The following is a 22017-nucleotide window of genomic DNA, read 5'->3' as shown; positions in this document are numbered from 1 at the left end:
GTCGCTTTTTTATTTTAATAATCTTCTAGTTTTTCAAATCGAACGGTATCGTTATTTTTTTTAAATACAAAAGAAGATGTTCGTATCGTATATTCATCAATTGGTTGGTAAGTTTCGACCACATATTGATCTTTATGTCTAAAACTTCTGACGATTTTACCAGAAGGTCGTCTTTCCATTTCTTTTCTTAAGTTTAACATGGTCGGAGAAATCAAATAATCTGGTCGATTTTCAATTCGTTTAATGATTTGATTGATTTCAACAGAGTCTAAAATAAATATTCCATTTTGTTCAACTGATTTGAAGCCAGAAATCTCATTTTCCAATACTCGAATTGGACCTTTGATTTGGAGATTCGCTTCATTAAAATCAACCAATGCATCTTCTTTGCTGTACATTTGACCTCGATAGGCCAATTTCAGCAAAGGAATTGATACGATGAAGAAAACTGCGAAGCTAATTCCAACCGCAGCTTTTGGATAACCCGCCATTCGAATCCCAAAATAGATGAATGGAACTAATAATAGTATAATGATTCCCAAAAGAATCACTGAAAATCCAGCACCCATTATCCGTTGATCATTGTTAAGAATTCATCTTCCGTTAAAACGATAACGGTTCCAATTTCTTCGGCTTTCTTTAATTTACTTCCGGCTTTTTCCCCTGCAATTAAGTAATTCAAGTTTTTAGAAACGGCTGAAATGTTTTTTCCTCCGTTTGCTTCCACCATTTTTTGCGCTTCCGTTCTCGTGAATTTCGTTAACGTTCCTGTAAACAAGAAAGTCTTTCCTTCTAAAACATCCGATTGAGGTTTTTCAGCTTCTCCCATTTCGAAGTGTAAACCATATTCACGTAAACGAGCAATTAAAGCTAAGTTATCTTCATTTCTAAAGTAATCCTTGATCGAAATCGCAATCTTTTCTCCAATATCACCAACCGAAACTAATTCTTCCATTGTAGCAGCCATTAGTCGGTCGATGTTTTGAAAATGTTTCACCAATTTCTTCGCAACGGTTTCACCGACGTGTCGAATTCCAATGGCATAAAGCACTTTCTCAAAAGGTTGTTCTTTAGACTTAGCAACAGAATTCACAATATTTTGAGCTGATTTTTCTGCCATACGATCCAACGGTAAAATATCTTCTTTTTGTAACGTATAGAAATCAGCAACATTATTCACTAAACCAGCTTGATACAATAACGCAGCAGTTTCACCACCAATGCTATCAATATCCATTGCTTTGCGCGAAATAAAATGTTCTAATTTTCCAATAATTTGTGGTTCACAACCGGTATCATTTGGACAATAATGTTGTGCTTCTCCTTCTTTACGTATTAATGCAGTTCCACAAGATGGACATTCTTTAATGAATTCAATTTCTTGGGTTCCTGGTTCACGAACATCGGTATTAACCCCAACGATTTTTGGTATAATTTCTCCACCTTTTTCCACGTAAACCATATCACCAATTCGGATATCCAATTTCTTGATAATATCTTCATTGTGAACCGATGCACGTTTTACTATTGTTCCTGCTAAAGAAACAGGCGCAAGGTTTGCTACAGGTGTAATGGCTCCTGTACGTCCCACTTGGTAATCAATGCTTAATAATTCAGTTTCAGCAGCTTCAGCTTTGAATTTATACGCCATGGCCCAACGGGGAGCTTTTGCTGTATAACCCAATTCTTCTTGTTGCGCAAACGAATTTACTTTAATTACAATTCCATCGGTTTCGTATGGTAAATTTTTACGTTCCACATCCCAATAGTTCACAAATTCTAAAACTTCTTCTAGAGAAGAACATAATTTAGACGTATTTGGAACTTTGAAACCATTTTCGTGCGCAGCTTCTAACATTTCCCATTGCGTTGCATAAGGCAAATTATTTCCGATAAAATAATAAGGGAAACATTGTAACCCACGTTTAGCAACTTCGGTATTGTCTTGAAGCTTTAATGAACCTGAAGCTGTATTTCGAGGATTCGCATATAATTCTAATCCATTATTTGCACGTTCTTCATTAATCATTTTAAACGTATTCAACGGAATCGTAATTTCTCCACGCATATAAAACTTGTCCGGATAATTTCCTTTTAATTTTAAAGGAACCGAAGGAATCGTTCGAATATTATTCGTGATTTCGTCCCCTTGGTAACCATCACCACGGGTAACGGCTTGTTTCAATTCCCCATTTTCGTAATAAATCGAAATCGAAGCTCCATCATATTTTAATTCACATACGAATTCTACTTTTTCTCCTAAAGCTTTTTCAATACGCTTTTCCCAATCCTGTAAATCTTCAACCGAATAGGAATTGTCTAAAGAATACATTCGAAACTCGTGCTGAACAGTCGGGAAATTCTTTGTTACTAAACCTCCGACACGTTGCGTAGGAGAGTTCACATCAAAAAAGATCGGATTCTCGTCTTCTAACTTTTTTAATTCCTTTAATTTCAAATCAAATTCGAAATCAGAAATCGTAGGGTTATCTAAAACGTAATAATTATAATTGTGTTGATTTAATTCTTCGCGTAAGGCTAATATTCTTTCTTGAATGTCCATAGTCGTTTTACTTGCAAGCAAAGATAATTCGTAGTTTTAATAAGCCCAATTATTTCAATTAATTTCCAATCATTATAATTTAGGAATGTTATTTGAGAAATATTTATCAAATAGATGTTATGCATTACAGATTCTTACTTTTTATTTTATTATTGAATTTAAATTGTACTAATAGTTTTAATATTAAAAATGAATCAGATAAAGATCCATTTGAAAATACAGTTTATCGTGTTTTAGATTTGTATAATGCTAAGAATCAGAAGAGCCTTAATCTTTATGTCAATCAAGATTTAAAGCTTTATTTTCTATTTAGAAGAGGTGCACATGATAATCTTTCAATTCAGGATAGTATTGAATTCAATCATCCAATTCCTGAATATTTACCATATGAGAAATTATCTTTTCAGAAAAGCTTACCAATCAATTATAATATAATCCCAGAATATAGTTGTGAAAAAGAATCTTGGAATATAGGAAAGGGTATTTATGTTTCTGATTTTGGAGGAGATAAAAAACGAACTGAAGTTGCAAAAGAGGAAAAATTATTAGAACTTAATGATTGGTCTTTGGAAGACATTAATCAATTACATCAAATAGAACAGCAAAGTAAAAAAGTAGTTGTAATTAATGAAGATGGTGCTGAACTAATTTTATATTTAACCTTATATCAAGGAAATTGGTTTTTGACAGGAATTGATCGATTTGAAGTTTGTTCCGCTTAAATTTCGATATTTAAATTTTCAATTCAATTTTAAGCCATAAATGCTATTTTTAACCTATAAAATTTAAACTAAAATATATATGAATAATTTATTCGATACATTAGATACAAAATCGAAAGAATTTGAACATACGGTTTCGATTGTAACAACTGGAGCCGCCGCTGGAATTGCTGTTGCAAAAGCCATTGAAAAGAACCAAAAGCTAGGAGCAGTGGTTGGAATCGGAATTGGTTTATTAGCTTATGCCATGTTTAGTCCAAAAAGTCGTTTGAAAAAAGAAAAACTAAAGTTAGAAAAGCAAATCGAGAAATTAGAGGCTCAGTTTGAAAAGTAAATATTTCTTTTGGGCGAGTATCATTCTTTTTAGTATCAGTTTGGTATTACCCGTTATATTAAGTAGAGATCATTTTATTGATTATTATAGAACAGATAATCCGGAAAACTTGGGTTATTTCTATTTAATAATGGGCTATCTAACAATTTTAGAATTACCAATTGATTTTATTTGCTGGTCAGGTAATTTTACATTATTACTTTCTTGGATTTTTTATCGATTCCCTATAAGCAAGTATTTAAATGTATTGGCAGTTATTCAAATGTCAATTTATGGGATAGATCATTTACTTCAATTAAAAATAATTGAATTTTCTGATTATGATTTCCCTTTATTTGGATATTGGTTTTGGTTGGTATCATCCATATGTATCCTATTGTACCATTTCATTCCTATAAAAACTAAAAATACAGAAAGTCAAATCTAACCGATTTGACTTTTTTTTATTACGAATTTTATAATTTGTACTCGATGAGGTTTAGATAGAATGTAAAAAATATTACAAATAATTATTAAATATATAAAAATGTAGAATTTTAACCCTGAAATCCTCTTATTTTAAGATCATTTAAACACAAAACACCTTTAAAACACCTTTAATTTAACATTTATTATCGTATTCGTAATTCGCTCTCGAAGCCGTTTAGATAAAATTTAAAATAATCGTCAATATTTTATTGATTTCATAAGTGAAAAACAATTATCAATTATACATCTATAAGCTCTATAAATAAAGTAGAGGAATTCCTTTGTTTTTGAAATCTTATTTTTTAAGTTTGGTTCTGAATAAAACTCTATTAAACCAATAGAGAATGTATTGATAATCAAAATGAACCATCTTCAAAATACCTTACAACACGTAAAAGCGCAGAAGACCTTAGAAGAAAAACTAAAATTTCTGAACGATAACGTGCAAGAAAAAATTGTTTTCTCGACAAGTTTTGGATTCGAAGACCAAGTCATTGCACATGCAATTATGAGTCAGAATCTTAGCAACATCGAAATTTTTACGTTAGATACGGGGCGTATTTTTCCAGAAACCTATACGACTTGGAATAAAACCGAACTGAAATATCAGCAAAAAATTAAACCCTATTATCCGCCAACTTCAGATCTTGAAACCTTCATTGAAGAAAATGGAATTAATCCTTTTTATGATTCTGTCGAATTGCGTAAACAATGTTGTTACATCCGTAAAGTCATTCCATTAAATCGAGCTTTAAAAGAAGCCTCTGTTTGGATTACAGGTTTACGTGCTGATCAATCGAATAATCGTCATTCCATGCATGAAATTGAATTTGATGAAGATCGACAACTCTTTAAGTTTAATCCATTAATTGATTTTACAACGGAAGATTGTTTCCATTACCTGAAAGAAAATCGAGTGCCTTATAATCCATTACACGATCAAGGTTTTATCAGTATTGGTTGTGCGCCTTGTACAAGAGCGATTAAAGAAGGAGAAGATTTCCGTGCCGGTCGTTGGTGGTGGGAAGATGAAAGTAAAAAAGAATGTGGTTTACACGCCAAATAACACCTTAAGCATATGTCAACTCAAAATAGTTATTTAAAACAATTAGAAAACGAAGCAATTTATATTTTCAGAGAAACTGCTGCTCAGTTTGAGCGTCCAGCACTTTTATTCTCTGGCGGTAAAGATTCGATCGTTTTAGTTCATTTAGCTTTAAAAGCTTTTCGTCCAGGTAAATTTCCATTTCCATTGGTTCACGTGGATACAGGTCATAATTTTCCAGAAGCGATTCAATTTCGTGATTATTTAGCCGATAAAATTGGTGAAAAATTAATTGTGGCTTCTGTAGAAGATGCGATTAAGAAATATAATTTAAAAGAAACAGGCGGTCGTTTTCCTTCTCGAAATGCATTACAAACGTATGCTCTTTTAGATGTTATCGAAGAAAATGAATTTGATGCCTGTATTGGTGGAGCGCGTCGTGATGAAGAAAAAGCACGTGCAAAAGAACGTATTTTCTCTGTTCGTGATGATTTTGGTCAATGGGATCCAAAACTTCAACGTCCTGAATTGTGGAATATCTTAAATGGTCGTATCGATCAAGGACATAATGTTCGTGTATTTCCTTTAAGCAATTGGACCGAACTTGATGTTTGGAATTACATTAAACAAGAAAATATCGAATTACCGAATTTATATTTTGCGCATGAACGTGAATGTATTCAGTATAATGATCGATTAGTTGCGACTTCTCAGTTTATTCAACCACAAGAAGGAGAAAGTTATGGTATAGAAACTGTGCGTTATCGTACAGTGGGTGATATGACGTGTACAGCTGCTGTACCTTCAACGGCTTCAACTGTTGATGCAATTATTGAAGAAATTATTCAAACTAGAGTTTCAGAACGTGGACAAACGCGTTTAGATGATCAAGTTTCAGAAGCCGCTATGGAAGATCGTAAAAAGCAAGGGTATTTTTAAGGACCGTAATACGTTGTACGTTTAACGTGATACGATTTGTCATTCTGAAATCGTCTCAACATCGCATCATTATAAACTTTACGATGCGATTCTGAAATAAATTCAGAATGAAAGTTAACTTAAAAAGTTGAATTCAATTTACATCAAATCATAAGTATTAAGCAAACTTAAAACTTACAACTTATGACTTACAACTTAAAAAAATGGATACATTAAAATTTATAACAGCCGGAAATGTTGATGATGGTAAAAGTACCTTAATTGGTCGTTTACTTTATGATTCACATTCTATACATACCGATCAATTAGGTGTTTTACAAAAACAATCGAAAAATATTTCAAAAAATAGTGCTATTGATTTAGCCCTTGTAACTGATGGACTTCGTGCCGAACGTGAACAAGGCATTACAATTGATGTGGCTTATAAATATTTTGCAACAGAAAAACGTAAGTTTATTATTGCTGATGCGCCCGGTCATGAACAATATACACGTAATATGGTGACTGGTGTTTCTAATTCTGATTTGATTATTATTTTGATTGATGCTCGAAATGGTGTAACCACTCAAACAAAACGTCATGCAAGTATTGGTTCTTTGATGGGACTTAAGAAAGCAATTGTTGCCATTAATAAAATGGATATTAAAAATTATTCAGAAGAAGTTTATACCAAAATTAAAACGGATTTTGAAGCGCTTTTACCACAACTCCATTATGATGAGGTGCATTATGTTCCAATTTCAGCTTTAGTTGGTGATAATATAGTTTCTAATTCTGATAATACACCTTGGTATAAAGGTGCTTCTATTCTAGAACTTTTAGAAACTGTTGAAATTGATACGCAAGAAAATTTACCTTCTCGTTTTCAAGTTCAATATGTCATTCGACCTCAAGAAAATCATTTACACGATTATCGTGGTTATGCAGGTCTTGTACTAAGTGGTAAATATAAAATTGGTGATGCAATTACCATTCTTCCTGCAAATATTTCTTCAACAATTACTCGTCTTGAACGTGATCTTACTGATGTTAATGAAGTTGTTGCTGGAGATAATGTGATCATTCATTTAGCGAATGATGTGGATATTTCTCGTGGTGATACTTTTATTCTTGCCAATGATGAGGTTCAACAAAATAATAAACTTACCACTTGGGTTTGTTGGCTTGATCATCAACATCTACAACTTGGGAAACCTTATTTGTTACAACATCGTTTTAAATCTGTACGTGTAAAAATTAAAGCGATTCAACAACGTTGGGATGTGAATCATTGGACTTTTGAAGATACGGATCAAATTGGCTTAAATGATATTGCTCAAATTCAGCTACAATCGAATCAGCCTTTAGTTTATGATGCATTCTTAACGAATAATAAAACCGGTAATGCAATTCTTGTGGATGAAACTACACATAACACGGTTGGAGCTTTAATGATTCTATAAACTGATAATCCTATGAATGATTATAACCTGAATGACATTCCAAAAGAAACGAAGTCGGCCATCATCGATGAATATCTGAAACGTAAAAAAGCCAATCCAACGCATCGATATAAACGCTTTGCTAGTTGGACGAGTGCAATATTCCTATCTTTTTTCTTTGGTTATGCTTTGGCGACTTATTATTCGTATGATGAATTAAGTTCGTTTGTCACTCAAATTCCAAATGAATTTTACATTATGCTTGCTGTTGGATTTTTTGCGCAGCTGGTTGATGGAGCGCTTGGTTTGGGTTATGGTATTACGTGTGCTTCGGCTATGATGTCGTTTGGAGTTAAACTTCCGGCCATTTCAGGAAGTATTCATACAGCCGAAATGTTTTCGAGTGCTGTTAGTGGATTTTCGCACTATAAGTTCGGGAACGTCAACAAAAAAATGTTGATTTGGTTAGCCATTCCTGGTGTTGTTGGTTCTATTTTAGGTTCTTTGTTTGTCATTTACATTGGCGAAGAATACGAATATTACGCTTATCCATTTGTCGCTTTATACTTAATCACGATTGCGTTGAGGTTATTGGCTTTGGCTTTTAAAAACAAAGTCGTTCGAAAACAAATTAAACGTTTAGGATTTTTAGGATTCTCAGGAGGTTTCTTTGATGCTTTTGGAGGCGGAGGTTGGGGACCAATTGTCACTTCCACTTTATTGACCAAAGGTCGACCATCAAAATATGTGATCGGAACGGTTTCCTTAGCTGAATTCTTTGTGACTTTTGCCGCAACCATGACATTCTTTACCAGTTTAGGTGTCGATTATTGGTATATCGTTTTAGGATTAATTGTAGGAGGAATGGTCGCCGCACCTTTTGCCGCAAAACTAGCTGGGAAATTACCACAAAAAGTAGCTTATATTTTAGTGGCAACATTAGTGATCATTGCCAGTGTAAGAATTATTCTGAAAATGATTTAATCAAAAATAAATAAACAACCATAACCTCATTGATCTTGTATTGATGAGGTTTTTTATTTAAAATTCTTCGACTGACCAAGAATGACAATTGTTTTGTGTGAATCTGAGATCGTACGATTTTAGAAGTTCGTTATCCTGAATTTATTTTAGGATCGTTTGGTTAAGTGAATTTTAATCAAAACTTTGCACCATACAAAACACAAGCTGGACAGAATTCTTTCGATTTTAAACTTTTTAGACCGAAAACTGGATTCATTTCAAAATATTCTATTTTTCCAATTAACAGTAAAAATCGGTTAGGAGGGAGGTTCGGTATCTCCCAATTCGTAGCCTCTAATTTTTGATTTTGATACACCGTAAATTCGCGCTGATTGTAGACAATGGCATTTGGGTGTTGCTCTAAGTCCGGATCGATTGAACATAATACTAAACTCAATTTCAGGTGATCAAAAGCCATATCTTTTACTTTTTGTTGAAATGACTTCGCGTACATTTCAGGAATTGAAACAGTTAGTTTATTTTCTCCTTCATTAATTGCAAGGTAATATGGCATTACATCTTCCCATTTCGAATTAACATTAAAGTTCAGACCAATATATTGTTTCGGATTTCCATCCAATATCTTGCGTTGATGAGCTTCTTTCGAATGGTTATGAATTAATAATTCATATAAAACTTTACGATGGCGGTTATGTAAATTTCCATCATTCATCAAATCCAATTGCTCGAGAAAGAAGTTACGGATTACAGATTCTTTTGAACTTGCATAACCAAATTCAGAATTATTCTTTTTTACTTTTTCAGAAGTTTTTGTTTCATCAGGGATACGTTGAACAATTTGCTTGCCGCGATAATTGCGGTAAATAAAATCACCAATTTTTCCTCTAATTAATCCATCCTTATCGATACGTGCCATATTCGTGCTAATTACTTCATCTAAAATAAGTTAAAATTTGATAAAATTCAAAATGAATTTAAATATATTTATATACTAAATAGTGGAACATAGTGGAGCATTATGGAGTAATAGTGTAAAGATATAAACTATTTTATATAGTTAATGTATTGTGTGAGTGGTATTTAAATTGATGTTAAGATATTTCAATTGTTTTTCATAAAGAGTTTCGTTAAATTTGATACAAACAATAAATTATTATGAGTACAATCCATTCTTATTATATCACATCTCAACTTTTTCAATTGGTTGAAGAGCGTGTAGCTTCTATTGAAGTTGATAAAAAATTAAGACCTCTAGCTTCTATTTTTGTGAAATTATTTGATGATTTAGATTATAACTTTTCAAATGAATTAGTGGCAGAAGCCTTAGAACGTTTAATTATTTTTGTTCAAAAGGATGGAGTGACTTCAACCGTGGAATTTTCTAAAGTTCAAGCATTTTTTACTGATGAAAACGATCATTTATTTGTACGTGTTGACGATATTGCCTATGCTGTGGTAGAACCCGCAGAAATTGAAGATGAATTTGAAGAATTAGATGAAGAAGAAGGAGTTGAATATGAAGAAAACGATTCGATTTCTTTAGAAGACGATGATTCTTACATTGTGATTGATGGAGACCAGGTCATTGAAGAATATGAACTAAATGATGATATTTCATTGGACGATGAAGATTCTTATTTAGTGATTGAAGATGAAGCAACCGACAATGACGAAGAAGCGGATGATCATGAAAATATTCATCAACTTAAATTTGATACGATTCCAATTGTCTTAGATCATGGATATGCTGAATTAGTCACATTAGCATCTACGACAGATATCGATGAATTATTGGAAGAACAAATTGATGATTTACCAGCTTTTAAAGAGGTTTTAGAAGAGTTGGATTCAATACGAAAAGCGGCTAAAAAAGAACTAAAAGAGGAAAAGAAAGACAAAAAATCAAAGAAGAAGTCGAAGAAAAAATCAAAAAAGAAAAATAAGAAATCAAAAGATGATAAAAAGTCTAAAAAAGACAAGAAAAAACAAATCGCTGCTAAAGTAGAGAAAAAATTATATCAATACATTCAAGATAAGGAATTGGATAAACAATTACTAACTGAATTTATTCAATTGAAAAAACAAATTGATTTCATTTTGATTCAATATTAATATAAAATAGAGCTTATCTGAAAATAAGCTCTTTTATTTTGGAATATTGTTTGTATAATAATCTTAAAACGAATCAACTATGAGCACTATTTTAAAATTATTAGGATCAAATTCTAAAACTAAAGGAACAAAAATTGGATTATTAGCAACTGCAGCGACGACTGGTATTACAGTCGCAAAATTCTTTGGCAAACGCTCGATATGGGGTATTGTTGGAGGAATTGGTGTAAGCTTAGCCGCAGATTATATTCAAAAGAAATACAATAAAAAGTTAGAAGCTAATGTCGATCAGAACCTTCCTAATAAAGTTGAATATCAAGACGTAAAATAAGAGCAAGCAATTCATTTGAATTGCTTTTTTTATTGAATAATATTTTTTAAATAATAATACTTTACTTTTAAATATGAAAGTGAGGATTACATCTTACAGTTTATTATTTTTGTACAAACAAACACAATGATAAAAACTGTAATTTTTGATATGGATGGTGTAATTGTAGACACTGAACCCGTTCATCACTATGCTTATCACGAACATTATAAAGAATTAAATATTCCAGTCACTCCTGAATTATTTGCCACATTTACGGGTCAATCGACTAAAAATGTGTATCAAATTTTAAAAGAAACATTTCATTTGAAGGATGAAGTAAATGATTTGGTTTTGCGTAAGCGTAGCATATTTAATGAAGCTTTTGATACAAAACCCGATTTAGAATTAATACCTGGAGTCGAAAATTTAATTAAAGATTTACATCGTAATGGTTTTGAATTAATATTAGCATCATCAGCTTCGAAATCGACGATTGATCGCGTCTTTAATCGATTCGACTTAAACCAATACTTTAAGGCAAAAGTGTCTGGAGAAGATTTTCCTAAGTCTAAACCAGATCCTGCCATCTTTCTTCACGCAGCATCATTAGTCCAATCAACGAAAAAAGAATGTATTGTTATTGAGGATTCAACCAATGGAATTGAAGCAGCGGTTCGTGCGGATATTCGTGTTTTGGGTTATGTTAGTCAAAATACCAAACGACAAGATTTGTCGAAAGCCAATTGGATTTGTGATGATTTTAATGCAATAGATGCAAATTATATTCAACATTTATCATAAAACAAAAGGAGCTTTCATAGCTCCTTTTTAAATTTTTTGCTTCAATAATATTCTGAATTGAATTTTTTCGCTATTTTTCTCATATGTATTCAGCCAATGACCTTCTACAATTTGAGAAGAATATTTCATTTTAGATGAATCAATCCCCAACACATTTAGGATGATCGATTGATCAGTTATACAATTCAATTCGATTAAATGATCTATGTCTGTTAAACTTCTATTAGCCATTATACTTTCTAATACGAGTTTAAATTTTTTGTTATATCCATTTGCTTTGCTTATGCCATCTTTTGTTTCGCCATAAGCAAGAGATAATAGAAATAACAGCGTTAAATTTGCAGGCATTTTTTCTAATTTTTCCTCTGCGTAGGTGATCAATTTTTTAAACTTTAAAGATTTGAAATTTGTGTAAGCTTGTGCGGATGATATATCATATTGAAAACTCCCCATGTTATTCAATGGCTGATAGTACAAAACTTGTAATTGATGATGACTAAGTTCTTGTGGACTTGTTTTAAATTTTTCTTTTAATGTTTCGAAATGAAATTCAGAATTATTGACATCGTTTGCCAATGTATCGATTCGTGCTAAATTGACAGGCATTTGAGCTTTAGCATTATAGTTAGCAAAGAGTAAAAGAGAAGCTAATAAAAGTTTATTCATTTAGAGTATTAAAACTTAAATATAAAAAAAGCGTTCCATTTGGAACGCTTTTAATTTATAATACTTTTACTTCAAATACTTTCTCATCGTTGATAAAACCTTCTAAAGTGTCTTTCGAGTTGATTTTATTAACGCCTGCAGGGGTACCTGTATAGATTAAATCCCCTTTCTTTAATGTGAAATATTTAGAACATTCAGCGATTAATGTATTGATATTAAAAATCATATCTTTTGTATTCGCTGTTTGTACTTGTTCTCCGTTTCTATTCATTGAAAAATTAAGATTTTCTAAATCGAAATTTTCTTTTGGGAAGAAATCTGAAACAAAAGCTGAACCGTCAAATGCTTTGGCAATTTCCCAAGGGAATCGTTTTTCTTTTAATTCTTGTTGAACATCACGTGCTGTAAAGTCAATTCCTAAACCTATTTCAGAGAAATAACGATCTGCGAATTGGGGTTGAATCATTTTACCCACGCGATCAATTTTAATGACTAATTCAGTTTCGAAATGGACTTCTTTAGTAAATGTCGGTATGACAAAAGGAAAATTTTTTCTCAAAATAGCCGAATCAGGCTTCATAAAAAACATTGGTGCATCAGGAACTTCATTGTTTAGCTCTTTCGCATGTTCTTCGTAATTGCGACCAACACATATAATTTTCATATCCTTAGAACGATGATTTTAATTTAATTCGTGTAAAAACTTTTTTGGTATATAATGGAAAATCTGCATTTTGGATCCAAGCATAATACCCTGGATCTTTTTGGAAGACTTCCGCGACTTTTTGACCTTTATATTTTCCAAAACTAATGGTTTCATTTCCTTGTTCATCGATATGGATAAAACCTGCCAAATCAGCTGTACGACGTTGACTCGAAAATTCGCTCAAAAATTGATTGTCATTTTCTAATTCGTCATATTTTTCAATTTGCGCTTTAAAAATTTCGTACGTTGCTAAGGTATCTGCTTCTGCTGAATGCGCATCAACTAAATCCTTACCGCAGTAATATTTATAAGCCGCTGATAAATTACGAGGTTCCATTTTATGATAAATCACTTGGACATCAATTGGACGATGTTTTGTTAAATCAAAATCAAAACCATTACGGATTAATTCTTCAGCTAATAGAGGAATATCAAATCGGTTTGAATTGAATCCTGCTAAATCCGAATCCTTGATCATTTCCATAATTTGAGGTGCAATTTCTTTGAAAGATGGTGCATCTTTTACATCCTCATCTGAAATGCCATGAATTGCTGTGGTTTCGGGTGGAATTGGAATTCCTGGATTAACTTTCCATGTTTTTATTTCCTTTTCACCATTCGTTAAAGCTTTTACAATAGAGATTTCTACGATACGATCTTTGGCGATATTTGTTCCAGTTGTTTCTAAATCAAAGAAACAGATGTTTTTAGTCAAGTTCATTTGTAATTTTTTTTCTGAATAAAATTGAAATGATTACATAAATTAAGATTACAAATGGAATGGCAGCAACTTGGAATAAGGCCAATAACACAAGTGTAATAATTAAAAAGATGTATTTGTAATTATTCTCTTTCCAACCCAATCCTTTGAATTTGAAAGCGAATAAAGGTAAATCAATAATTAATAAAATACTGAATAAGATTGAAATTCCGATGAGTAAATACGTATCGATTGATGGGTCAATAATTCGACCTGTATTAAAATAAATCGAAAATATTGAGAAAATAAACAATGTATTAGAAGGAGTAGCTAAACCTTTAAAATACGTCGTTTGTTCATCATCTAGATTGAATTTTGCTAATCGTAAAGCTGAAAAAGCAGGTACTAATAATGCAACTAGTGATAAGGCTGAAAACTTTAATGTCTCAGAATCATATAAAAAATCAGTAGCCTTATTGTTAAAAATTGAAAATAACATCAATCCTGGAACCATTCCAAAAGAGATACAATCAGCTAAAGAATCCAATTCGCCACCAATTGGACTACTTTGTTTTAATAATCGAGCAACCATTCCATCTAAAAAATCAGCGATTAAAGAAATGATCATAAAGACCATTACAATGGTAACAATTTGTGGTGTAACATTTCCACTGCTTGAGGCGATAAAAACGCATGATAAAACTCCACACGATAAGTTAAGTAATGTCAGTAAATTAGGAATAGTAAATAATTTCATGCTCATAAATTTCGAAAACAAAAGTACAAACAAAAGCGTTTATAGTAAAGAAAATACAATAATTCATTTAATTTTGAGTTCTAATTTCATAATTATTGACCTTTGAAAAAAATTGTTTTCCTTATAAGTGTATTAACTACTGCTAACATTAGTGCACAAACGGCTCGTAAATACTCCAATGAATTTTTAAATATTGGTGTTGACGCTCGTTCGTTTGCCATGGGAAATGCTGTTGTAGCCAATATTGGTAATGCGAATGCGAGTTATTGGAATCCAGCTGGTTTAACGGAGGTATATTGGGGTGTTGATGCAACGGCTATGCACGCTGAATATTTTCAATCCATAGCAAAATTTGATTATGCGGCTGTAGCTATTCCTTTACGTGAATCAAACTCCACTGTCGCGTTTTCTTTAATGCGTTTTGGTGTGGATGATATTCTAAATACAACGGAATTAATCGATAATCAAGGAAATATCAATTATGATAAAATTACTAAGTTTTCTACAGCAGACTATGCGCTAACAATGTCATATGCAGGTTACTTTTTAGGTAATAAAGATATTCAAGTTGGTGCAAATGCTAAAGTGGTTTATCGTCATATTGGGAAATTTGCTAAAGGAATCGGTTTTGGATTGGATTTAGGGATGCAATACCGTACTGATGATGGATGGTATATCGGAGCCATGGCTCGTGATATTACGACAACATTTAATGCTTGGAAGATTAATTATGATGAATTAAAACCAATTATTGTGGATGGTCCAGCAGATTCAAATGAAACCATTTTGAACGATTTACCTGCAGAAGGAACAGAATTAACATTGCCTAAATTACAAGTTGGAATAGGGAAGAAGTTTCAGTTTGATGATCGCTGGTCATTGCTAGGAGAAGTTGATCTAGGCATGGAATTTCAAGAAACTAACGCTGCATTATCCATGGGGAATTTTTCGATTAATCCTATGATTGGTCTTGAGTTAGGATATGATGATATGGTATTTGTACGCGGTGGTCTAAATAATTTACAACAATTAGAACAATTTAATGGAGAAAAAAAGACAAGTATACAACCTAATGTAGGTGTTGGTTTTAAGTTTGGAGGTATATCAATCGATTATGCGCTGACAAACTTCGGAGATCAAGGTCTTGGGTTGTACTCAAATATTTTTTCGATGAGACTAGATTTTGGACATTTGAGAAAATAATACATAAAGAGGTTAAGCTGTGTAGTTTAACCTTTAATTTTCCATTCATATAATATATAAATAATATAGTCGATAGTATTACTAGAGAATATGTAAATTTAAAAAGAATATAAAAGAAAAGGGTGGAAATCACTCAAATTTTTCAAAAAAGTTTTTTTAAATAATTAATTCAATTCTTTAATAGATATATACTTGTATCTATAGTATTTATCATACCAATTTAATGGTACAGTTTTCAAAATTTTTCTTTCGTATTCGTAAGGTGAAATATATAATTTTACAGAATCAGAAGTTTTAAGATTATGAAATTTTATAGAATCCTTATTTGTTTCAAAAGAAATTTGTTTGTGCTTTTTCAATTCAATACGAGCAGTAGAATTCTTACTTAAAATTTCAATCTTTATAATTTTATCTTTAATGGGAATTAGCCCATACTTTACGATAGAATCATTTTCTAAAGTTGATTTATAATTTCCAATTTTATAATTACAATAAAACAATGTCAAAAAAGGGATAACTAATAATCCGGCTTTTAAATAATTTTTCCATGTTTTAATATAATATGAATCGTGTTGAATATTGACTTTTAACGCTTCTATGGTTTTATGATTACTCGAATCATTCGTATTTAGTTTTAATTTAGATGAACCAACATGAAAATCTAAATAATCATCTTCCTTGTCATAATATTCGTTGTACGAAGATTCATGAATAGAAGTTTTTTTCCAATTTAATTGTAAATAATTTTTGGTTAAAATATAGTCGTCATGTATTTCAAATAAATGAATTGAATTTAACCGATGATGAAGCAAAATAACATATGGAATTAATATCAAGAATGACAGAAAAAATAAGTCAATATCAAAACCCATATATATTAGAAAAAACAGAATAAGAATCAAAAGGAATGAACATCCATAAGTTACATATATAATTGACCGATGTAACTGAGCTTTGGATTCATCGTAGTTTTTATAGATTAACATGGCTAAAAACTTAAATAAATAGAATAGGCTATCAATGAATAAATGATTAAATAGAAAAATTTTCTTGTCTTAGGAAATATAAAAACAGGTATTAGAAAGATCATAAAACTAATAGAAATCCTTATCAAATTATCTAATATAATATCGACTATAAAATGTTTGATATTTATAAAATGAAAAAAAATATGAAGTATTAAAACGATAAAAAATGTTTTAAAAGCGATACTAAATATTTTTTTATCTCTTTTAAACAATTCGTTATTCAATTTTAAATTTTGCATTTACACTGGCTTCTACATTAATTTTATCAAACTCGATATCTAAGGGTTGATAGGTTTCATTTACTTTTATCTTAGACATTCCTCTAACAACTATTCCAGGAGCTGTACCAGCAAGTCCATAATTGCTTGTCGTTTGATCAGAAATATATATCGCTGAACCAACTTTTTGTCCAATAGGCTCAGTCATTGCTTTGGCAATAGTTTTTGCTTTAAGAATTGCTTTTGATTTTAAATCTAATTTCAATTCTTCTAATTTCGAATATTCAGTTCGGTCCAAATAAACATTAGAAATGGATTCGTTTTCTAAACCTACAATTACTTTACTCGCCGTTTGTGTATCATAAACCAATAAAGAATAAGATTTCGACTTGACAATATCTTGTTGTTTTAAAAAGTATTTTTTAAAATTGCTTGATAAATCTTGCATCGATAATTGTTTCTTCAAATCAATACCTAAACTCGTTAACTTCGATGCCATTTTATTTTCCAACTCTTCTACAGAAATTTTGTTTTTCGAGTCTTTTTCAGATAAAATAATCGTTAAATAAATACGATCTGGACTAACTAAAGTATCAACTTTAGCAGCCGTTTCAATAAAAGGTTGATCGATAAAATTTTTCTCTTGTGCGAATATTGCAGTAGAAAAGAGGGTAAAAAATAGTAATGATTGTTTTTTCATGATGTAGTTTATTTATTCGATAGGTAATTCAGGATCTTTTCCCCATTCAGCCCAAGAACCATCATACACTTTTATCATTTGTTTTGGATTAATTTGATGATTCGCTAAAGCTAGAATAGAAGCAGTAATTCCGGATCCGCATGAAAAAATTAATTCTTTTTTAGTATGAAATTCTTTGAAAAGTTCAGTTAATTCTTGTTCGGATTTAAAAGAGGTATCATTTAAAACCATTTCAAAAGGAAGATTTGCAGCATTTTTAATATGTCCTTTTCTTAAACCTGGACGTGGCTCATCAACCTCAGCATTAAATCTTTTCGTTGAACGTGCATCAATTATTTTGATTGAAGATTGATCAATGGCGTCTAAGACATCGTTTACATTAGCTAACCATTGCTCATCTAATTTTGCTTGAAAATCCCCAATATTTTCTATGGGTAAATAGGTTTTTGTTGTAGGTAACTTAGCATTTTTCCATGCAAGTAATCCACCATTTAAAACATACACATTTGGATGCCCCATTGCTTTAAACATCCACCATGCTCTTGGACTTGAATATATTCCCCAACGATCATAACAAATGATGATACTATCGGTATTAATTCCAAGGAATTGAGCTTCTTTCGTAAATTTAATTTCATCAATTAACATGTGGGGTAGATCCGATTTTTGGTCAGAAAATCGATGTTCAATATCTAAGAAATAAGAATTAGGAATTAATTGAATATTATTCTCATCTAATTTTTGATTGACTTTATTTATAGAACAATCCAAAAGAATTAAGTGTGGATCTTGAAGAATGGATTGTAATTCGTCAATAGAAATAATAGGATGTGTAAATTTCATTTTTAGTGTTTTTGTAAAAATAGAATAAATTACCAATTTAATAAACGGTTATATTTTGATTTTTGAATTGAAATTTGATTTAAAAAAAGCGACCTTATTGGGTCGCTCTTATTATTTTTGTTTTAAAAGTGGGATGTATTTTTCGTATCCTTTTATTTTCATTTCTTCTTTAGGTATAAATTTTAGAGCTGCACTATTGACACAATAACGTAAACCTCCTTTTTCTTTCGGTCCATCATCAAATACATGTCCCAAATGAGCATCTCCCGTTTTACTTTTAATTTCAATACGTTTCATGCCATGGGAATGATCTTCAATTTCTTTAATCAATTTTTTATCAATAGGTTTTGAAAATGATGGCCAACCGCATCCCGCATCATATTTATCAGTGGAAATAAACAAAGGTTCACCTGTCGTAATATCAACATAAATTCCTTCACGAAATTCTTGATCATATTCATTATCAAATGGTTTTTCGGTTAATCCATACTGCGTAACCTCATATTGTAAGGGAGTAAGTTCTTTTTGAAGTATTTTCTGATCTTTCTTAACGTATGAATTTCTTGATATCGGATTTGCATTTCGAGCCATTTCGAACATCTCTGGGGTAATATGGCAATAACCATTTGGATTTTTCTCTAAATAATCTTGATGATAGCTTTCTGCAGGATAAAAACTTTGTATTGGTTTATTTTCAACTACGATTTCTCCTTTATAAACTTTACCTAAATCAACCAATTTATTTTGTACCATGGTTTGATAAGATGGAAAAGAATAATATATTCCGGTACGGTATTGTGTGCCTTTATCGTTACCTTGTTGATTTAGGCTTAAAGGATTAATTGTTTTCAAATACAAATCAATCAGTACATCTGGTTTCACTAATGCAGGATCAAAAGTAACTTTAACAGTTTCGACAAAACCAGTATTTCCTGAGGTCACATCTTCATATGTTGGATTTAGAATTTTTCCATTGGCATATCCTGCTTCTGTAGAAATTACGCCTCCAATTTGTTTAAAGAAATGTTCAGTTCCCCAAAAACATCCTCCTGCAAAATAGAGAACATTTTCTTCGGGACCAATACTGGGATGATTTTGTTCTGTTATTGGCTTAGGATTGGATTTTGTTTGACATCCTAAAAATGATAAAGAGGAAAATAATAGGAGGATAGCATGATCTTTTAAGCGCATAAATTCTATTTTATACCTTAAAGTTAGGAAGTTTATGTTGGAATGTATCTTAATGAAATCGTTAAAATATGTAGATATTTTGGTAAAATAAAAAAAGCGACCTCATCGGGTCGCTTTATTTATTATTTAAAAACTTCAGTTACTGGTTTTCCAATATTTCCATTTGGTTCTTCAATTTGAAGTAGTGCTGCAACAGTTGGCGCGATATCGGTCATATGCACTGGATTATAGTTTTTTCCAGGCTTAATTCCCCAACCCATTAAAACAAAAGGAATATGCGCATCGTAAGATCCCCAAGTTCCGTGTGTAGTTCCACCAGCATTTTGTTTTCCACCATACCATTGAGGCTCAAGGATATAATTGATAGCTCCCGAACGTTTACGGTTATATCCATTAATCATTCGTTCTTTAATCAGTGCTGGGATAGAAGCTTCTCCAATACGATCCATATCTACAGCAAATGCAACGCCTTCGACTTTACGCATAAACTTTACAATTTCCTCTTTAATTTCGTCTTCATCTAAATCATTAGAAGCAATAACAGAATAATTTAAATGCACTTGATAATTGGACAACGAACGTACAATATCATCAACCTTAAATTCTTTTGTCAGTTTTGCATTTAATGCCTTTTTAACATCTGAAGTAGGGAAGTAGCCTGCATTCCCTTTTTTATCTTGGAAGTATTTTGGATTATGAGCACCTCCATGGTCTGCCGTTAAAAATACTAAATATTGTCCTTTGCCTACTTTTTGATCCAAATAGGTAAACATTTCACCTAAATCTTTATCCAAACGTAAATAAGTATCCTCAGCTTCGATCGTATTAGGAGAAAATTGATGTCCTACATAGTCCGTCGATGAAAAACTAACGGCTAAGAAATCCGTCACACCATGTTCATTTTGACCTAATTTCTCATTTTCAATTATGGCTAAGGCAATATCTTTTGTTAGTGAATTTCCAAAAGGTGTAGAACGAATTAAACCTAATCCATTTTCTTTTTTAAGTTTCTTTAAATCGTAAGGAAATTTCATTTGATCCAATCCTTTGTATGCAGAACGATAAGTATTGCCATCTTTTTCACTCTGTAGGTAAGTTTCAATAGGATATAAAGTATTCCATTGATCCAAATACTTTTCAGTTAATTTTTTTTCATTGAATTTCTTTAACCATTTCGGTAATTCATTCATATAAAAGGTACTTGTAATCCAATTTCCAGATTCTCCATCAAACCAAAACGCGGCATCAGCAAAATGACCGGCGGGTAATATTCCACCACGATCTTTTAGAGAAACACCGTAAACTTTCGATCGAAAGTTATTGGATAATTTCAATTGATCCGTGACTGTAGAAACCAAAAGGTTTTTAGGTGACATTTTTCCTGCTTTGGAAGTAGCACCTACACCATTTACCTCATCATCTTGTGTACAATACATATCTTGTCCTGTTGCTTGGATGATAAAATCATTTCCTGCAATCCCGTGTATCGCTGGAACAGAGCCAGTATAGATGGTACTATGACCAATTGCTGTATAAGTAGGTACGTAAGGAATATAGGTATTTTCATTGGAGAACCCTTCGTTTAACAGTCGTTTAAAACCATCATTTGTATAACGGTCTTGATAACGGTACAGGTAATCCCATCGCATTTGATCAACAACAATTCCTACAACTAACTTTGGTTTTTCTGTTGGTGTTTGTGCATAAGCGGATAAACTTGCAAAAAGTCCTAAAACACTTAAAAATGTTTTATTCAATCTCATGGTATAATTTTTAGATGAGTCAAATTTACTCATATTTTTATCGAATGAATATCACCTCAACATTAAATTTTGGAATTATAATTGAAGTCTATCATAGAATCAAAACATAAAACAATGATAGGAAATACAGTTACAAAGACAAAAGAGTACAAATGTACCATCAAAGAATTATGGTATGCATTAACTAATCCTGAAGCTTTAAAAGATTGGTTTTTTGAAGTCAAGGGATTTGAATTGGTTCAAGGAGATGTTTTTGAATTCTATGCTGGGAAATATTTGCATGAGTGTGAGATTAAAGACATTTTTTTGTACCATAAATTGATATTTTCGTGGCGATATCCTGTATATCCCGGAGAATCTACGGTGACTTTTATTTTAAATCCAATTAATGATGGAGAAAAGACCCAATTAGAACTTATTCATGACGGTATCGCTACATTTCCAGCGAACGATCCTTATTTTTCGTATGCAAGTTTTGAGGCAGGATGGGAAGAAGTATTAGAAATTGCCCTTCGCGAATATGTCGAATACAAGGAATAG

General features: G+C 31.6%; 23 protein-coding genes. 11 read left to right on the top strand and 12 right to left on the bottom strand.

Annotated elements, in window-relative coordinates; translation table 11 throughout:
* Nucleotides 1–14 precede the first annotated feature (14 nt).
* Nucleotides 15–569 (bottom strand): hypothetical protein, encoded by a 555-nt coding sequence (locus AC1QSP_RS02920; RefSeq protein ID WP_484079706.1) that lies wholly within the window; start codon nucleotides 567–569, stop codon nucleotides 15–17.
* Nucleotides 569–2563 carry an NAD-dependent DNA ligase LigA gene (gene ligA / locus AC1QSP_RS02915; RefSeq protein ID WP_484079705.1) on the bottom strand — a complete coding sequence of 665 codons (1995 nt, stop codon included), beginning with the start codon at nucleotides 2561–2563 and terminating at the stop codon, nucleotides 569–571. The genes AC1QSP_RS02920 and ligA overlap by 1 nt, the downstream gene beginning before the upstream one ends.
* Before the next feature lie 119 nt (nucleotides 2564–2682).
* Between ligA and AC1QSP_RS02910 the strand changes: the two genes are divergently transcribed.
* From AC1QSP_RS02910 to AC1QSP_RS02885, 6 genes are all read left to right on the top strand, one after another.
* Nucleotides 2683–3285 carry a hypothetical protein gene (locus AC1QSP_RS02910; protein ID WP_484079704.1) on the top strand — a complete coding sequence of 201 codons (603 nt, stop codon included), beginning with the start codon at nucleotides 2683–2685 and terminating at the stop codon, nucleotides 3283–3285.
* A gap of 79 nt (nucleotides 3286–3364) precedes the next feature.
* Entirely contained in the window at nucleotides 3365–3619 is a 255-nt protein-coding gene (locus AC1QSP_RS02905; RefSeq protein ID WP_484079703.1) for a hypothetical protein, read from the top strand.
* Nucleotides 3620–4448: 829 nt separating this feature from the next.
* Entirely contained in the window at nucleotides 4449–5153 is a 705-nt protein-coding gene (locus AC1QSP_RS02900) for a phosphoadenylyl-sulfate reductase (protein WP_484079702.1), read from the top strand.
* Between the two features lie 12 nt (nucleotides 5154–5165).
* Nucleotides 5166–6071 carry a sulfate adenylyltransferase subunit CysD gene (cysD, locus tag AC1QSP_RS02895; RefSeq protein ID WP_484079701.1) on the top strand — a complete coding sequence of 302 codons (906 nt, stop codon included), beginning with the start codon at nucleotides 5166–5168 and terminating at the stop codon, nucleotides 6069–6071.
* 203 nt (nucleotides 6072–6274) lie between these two features.
* The gene (locus tag AC1QSP_RS02890; RefSeq protein ID WP_484079700.1) at nucleotides 6275–7513 is read left to right on the top strand and encodes a sulfate adenylyltransferase subunit 1; all 1239 of its coding nucleotides are present in this window, start codon (nucleotides 6275–6277) and stop codon (nucleotides 7511–7513) included.
* Between the two features lie 12 nt (nucleotides 7514–7525).
* Nucleotides 7526–8476 (top strand): sulfite exporter TauE/SafE family protein, encoded by a 951-nt coding sequence (locus AC1QSP_RS02885; protein WP_484079699.1) that lies wholly within the window; start codon nucleotides 7526–7528, stop codon nucleotides 8474–8476.
* 175 nt (nucleotides 8477–8651) lie between these two features.
* Here AC1QSP_RS02885 and AC1QSP_RS02880 read toward each other — a convergent pair whose 3' ends face one another.
* On the bottom strand, nucleotides 8652–9392 hold the full coding sequence (locus AC1QSP_RS02880; RefSeq protein ID WP_484079698.1) for a hypothetical protein: 741 nt from the start codon (nucleotides 9390–9392) through the stop codon (nucleotides 8652–8654).
* A 239-nt stretch (nucleotides 9393–9631) separates the two neighbouring features.
* Between AC1QSP_RS02880 and AC1QSP_RS02875 the strand changes: the two genes are divergently transcribed.
* The 3 genes from AC1QSP_RS02875 to AC1QSP_RS02865 all read left to right on the top strand — a co-directional run bounded on the left by AC1QSP_RS02875 (nucleotide 9632) and on the right by AC1QSP_RS02865 (nucleotide 11702).
* Nucleotides 9632–10588, top strand: a complete 957-nt coding sequence (locus AC1QSP_RS02875; RefSeq protein ID WP_484079697.1) for a hypothetical protein — start codon at nucleotides 9632–9634, stop codon at nucleotides 10586–10588.
* Nucleotides 10589–10667: 79 nt separating this feature from the next.
* Nucleotides 10668–10919, top strand: a complete 252-nt coding sequence (locus AC1QSP_RS02870; protein ID WP_484079696.1) for a hypothetical protein — start codon at nucleotides 10668–10670, stop codon at nucleotides 10917–10919.
* Between the two features lie 126 nt (nucleotides 10920–11045).
* The gene (locus AC1QSP_RS02865; RefSeq protein ID WP_484079695.1) at nucleotides 11046–11702 is read left to right on the top strand and encodes an HAD family hydrolase; all 657 of its coding nucleotides are present in this window, start codon (nucleotides 11046–11048) and stop codon (nucleotides 11700–11702) included.
* Between the two features lie 27 nt (nucleotides 11703–11729).
* On the opposite strand, the gene AC1QSP_RS02860 is transcribed toward AC1QSP_RS02865, so the two are convergent.
* Genes AC1QSP_RS02860 through AC1QSP_RS02845 form a run of 4 tightly spaced genes read right to left on the bottom strand, consistent with a single transcriptional unit; the run spans nucleotide 11730 to nucleotide 14531 of the window.
* The gene (locus AC1QSP_RS02860) at nucleotides 11730–12368 is read right to left on the bottom strand and encodes a DUF4919 domain-containing protein (protein ID WP_484079694.1); all 639 of its coding nucleotides are present in this window, start codon (nucleotides 12366–12368) and stop codon (nucleotides 11730–11732) included.
* A 55-nt stretch (nucleotides 12369–12423) separates the two neighbouring features.
* A complete protein-coding gene (locus AC1QSP_RS02855) occupies nucleotides 12424–13032 on the bottom strand; it encodes a fumarylacetoacetate hydrolase family protein (protein WP_484079693.1) in 609 nt (202 codons plus the stop codon).
* A gap of 4 nt (nucleotides 13033–13036) precedes the next feature.
* On the bottom strand, nucleotides 13037–13795 hold the full coding sequence (locus tag AC1QSP_RS02850; RefSeq protein ID WP_484079692.1) for an exonuclease domain-containing protein: 759 nt from the start codon (nucleotides 13793–13795) through the stop codon (nucleotides 13037–13039).
* Nucleotides 13782–14531 carry a CDP-alcohol phosphatidyltransferase family protein gene (locus tag AC1QSP_RS02845; protein WP_484079691.1) on the bottom strand — a complete coding sequence of 250 codons (750 nt, stop codon included), beginning with the start codon at nucleotides 14529–14531 and terminating at the stop codon, nucleotides 13782–13784. Before AC1QSP_RS02845 ends, AC1QSP_RS02850 begins: the two co-directional genes overlap by 14 nt.
* Nucleotides 14532–14633: 102 nt before the next feature.
* Between AC1QSP_RS02845 and AC1QSP_RS02840 the strand changes: the two genes are divergently transcribed.
* On the top strand, nucleotides 14634–15734 hold the full coding sequence (locus tag AC1QSP_RS02840) for a putative type IX sorting system protein PorV2 (protein ID WP_484079690.1): 1101 nt from the start codon (nucleotides 14634–14636) through the stop codon (nucleotides 15732–15734).
* A gap of 164 nt (nucleotides 15735–15898) precedes the next feature.
* On the opposite strand, the gene AC1QSP_RS02835 is transcribed toward AC1QSP_RS02840, so the two are convergent.
* From AC1QSP_RS02835 to pafA, 5 genes are all read right to left on the bottom strand, one after another.
* A complete protein-coding gene (locus tag AC1QSP_RS02835; RefSeq protein WP_484079689.1) occupies nucleotides 15899–16606 on the bottom strand; it encodes a hypothetical protein in 708 nt (235 codons plus the stop codon).
* A 372-nt stretch (nucleotides 16607–16978) separates the two neighbouring features.
* Nucleotides 16979–17680, bottom strand: coding sequence for an SIMPL domain-containing protein (locus AC1QSP_RS02830; protein WP_484079688.1), 702 nt, complete (start codon nucleotides 17678–17680; stop codon nucleotides 16979–16981).
* A gap of 12 nt (nucleotides 17681–17692) precedes the next feature.
* On the bottom strand, nucleotides 17693–18523 hold the full coding sequence (locus AC1QSP_RS02825) for a sulfurtransferase (RefSeq protein ID WP_484079687.1): 831 nt from the start codon (nucleotides 18521–18523) through the stop codon (nucleotides 17693–17695).
* 111 nt (nucleotides 18524–18634) lie between these two features.
* Nucleotides 18635–19714: a peptide-methionine (R)-S-oxide reductase MsrB gene (gene msrB, locus AC1QSP_RS02820; protein ID WP_484079686.1), complete on the bottom strand. Its 1080-nt coding sequence runs from the start codon at nucleotides 19712–19714 to the stop codon at nucleotides 18635–18637.
* Between the two features lie 122 nt (nucleotides 19715–19836).
* On the bottom strand, nucleotides 19837–21477 hold the full coding sequence (gene pafA / locus AC1QSP_RS02815) for an alkaline phosphatase PafA (protein ID WP_484079685.1): 1641 nt from the start codon (nucleotides 21475–21477) through the stop codon (nucleotides 19837–19839).
* A 114-nt stretch (nucleotides 21478–21591) separates the two neighbouring features.
* Between pafA and AC1QSP_RS02810 the strand changes: the two genes are divergently transcribed.
* Complete coding sequence (locus tag AC1QSP_RS02810) at nucleotides 21592–22017, top strand: SRPBCC family protein (protein ID WP_484079684.1); 426 nt, start codon at nucleotides 21592–21594, stop codon at nucleotides 22015–22017.

Source organism: Faecalibacter sp. (genome assembly GCF_057177045.1).
Note: the sequence above shows the minus strand (reverse complement) of the source record. Positions and strands in the feature narration are given on the sequence as shown.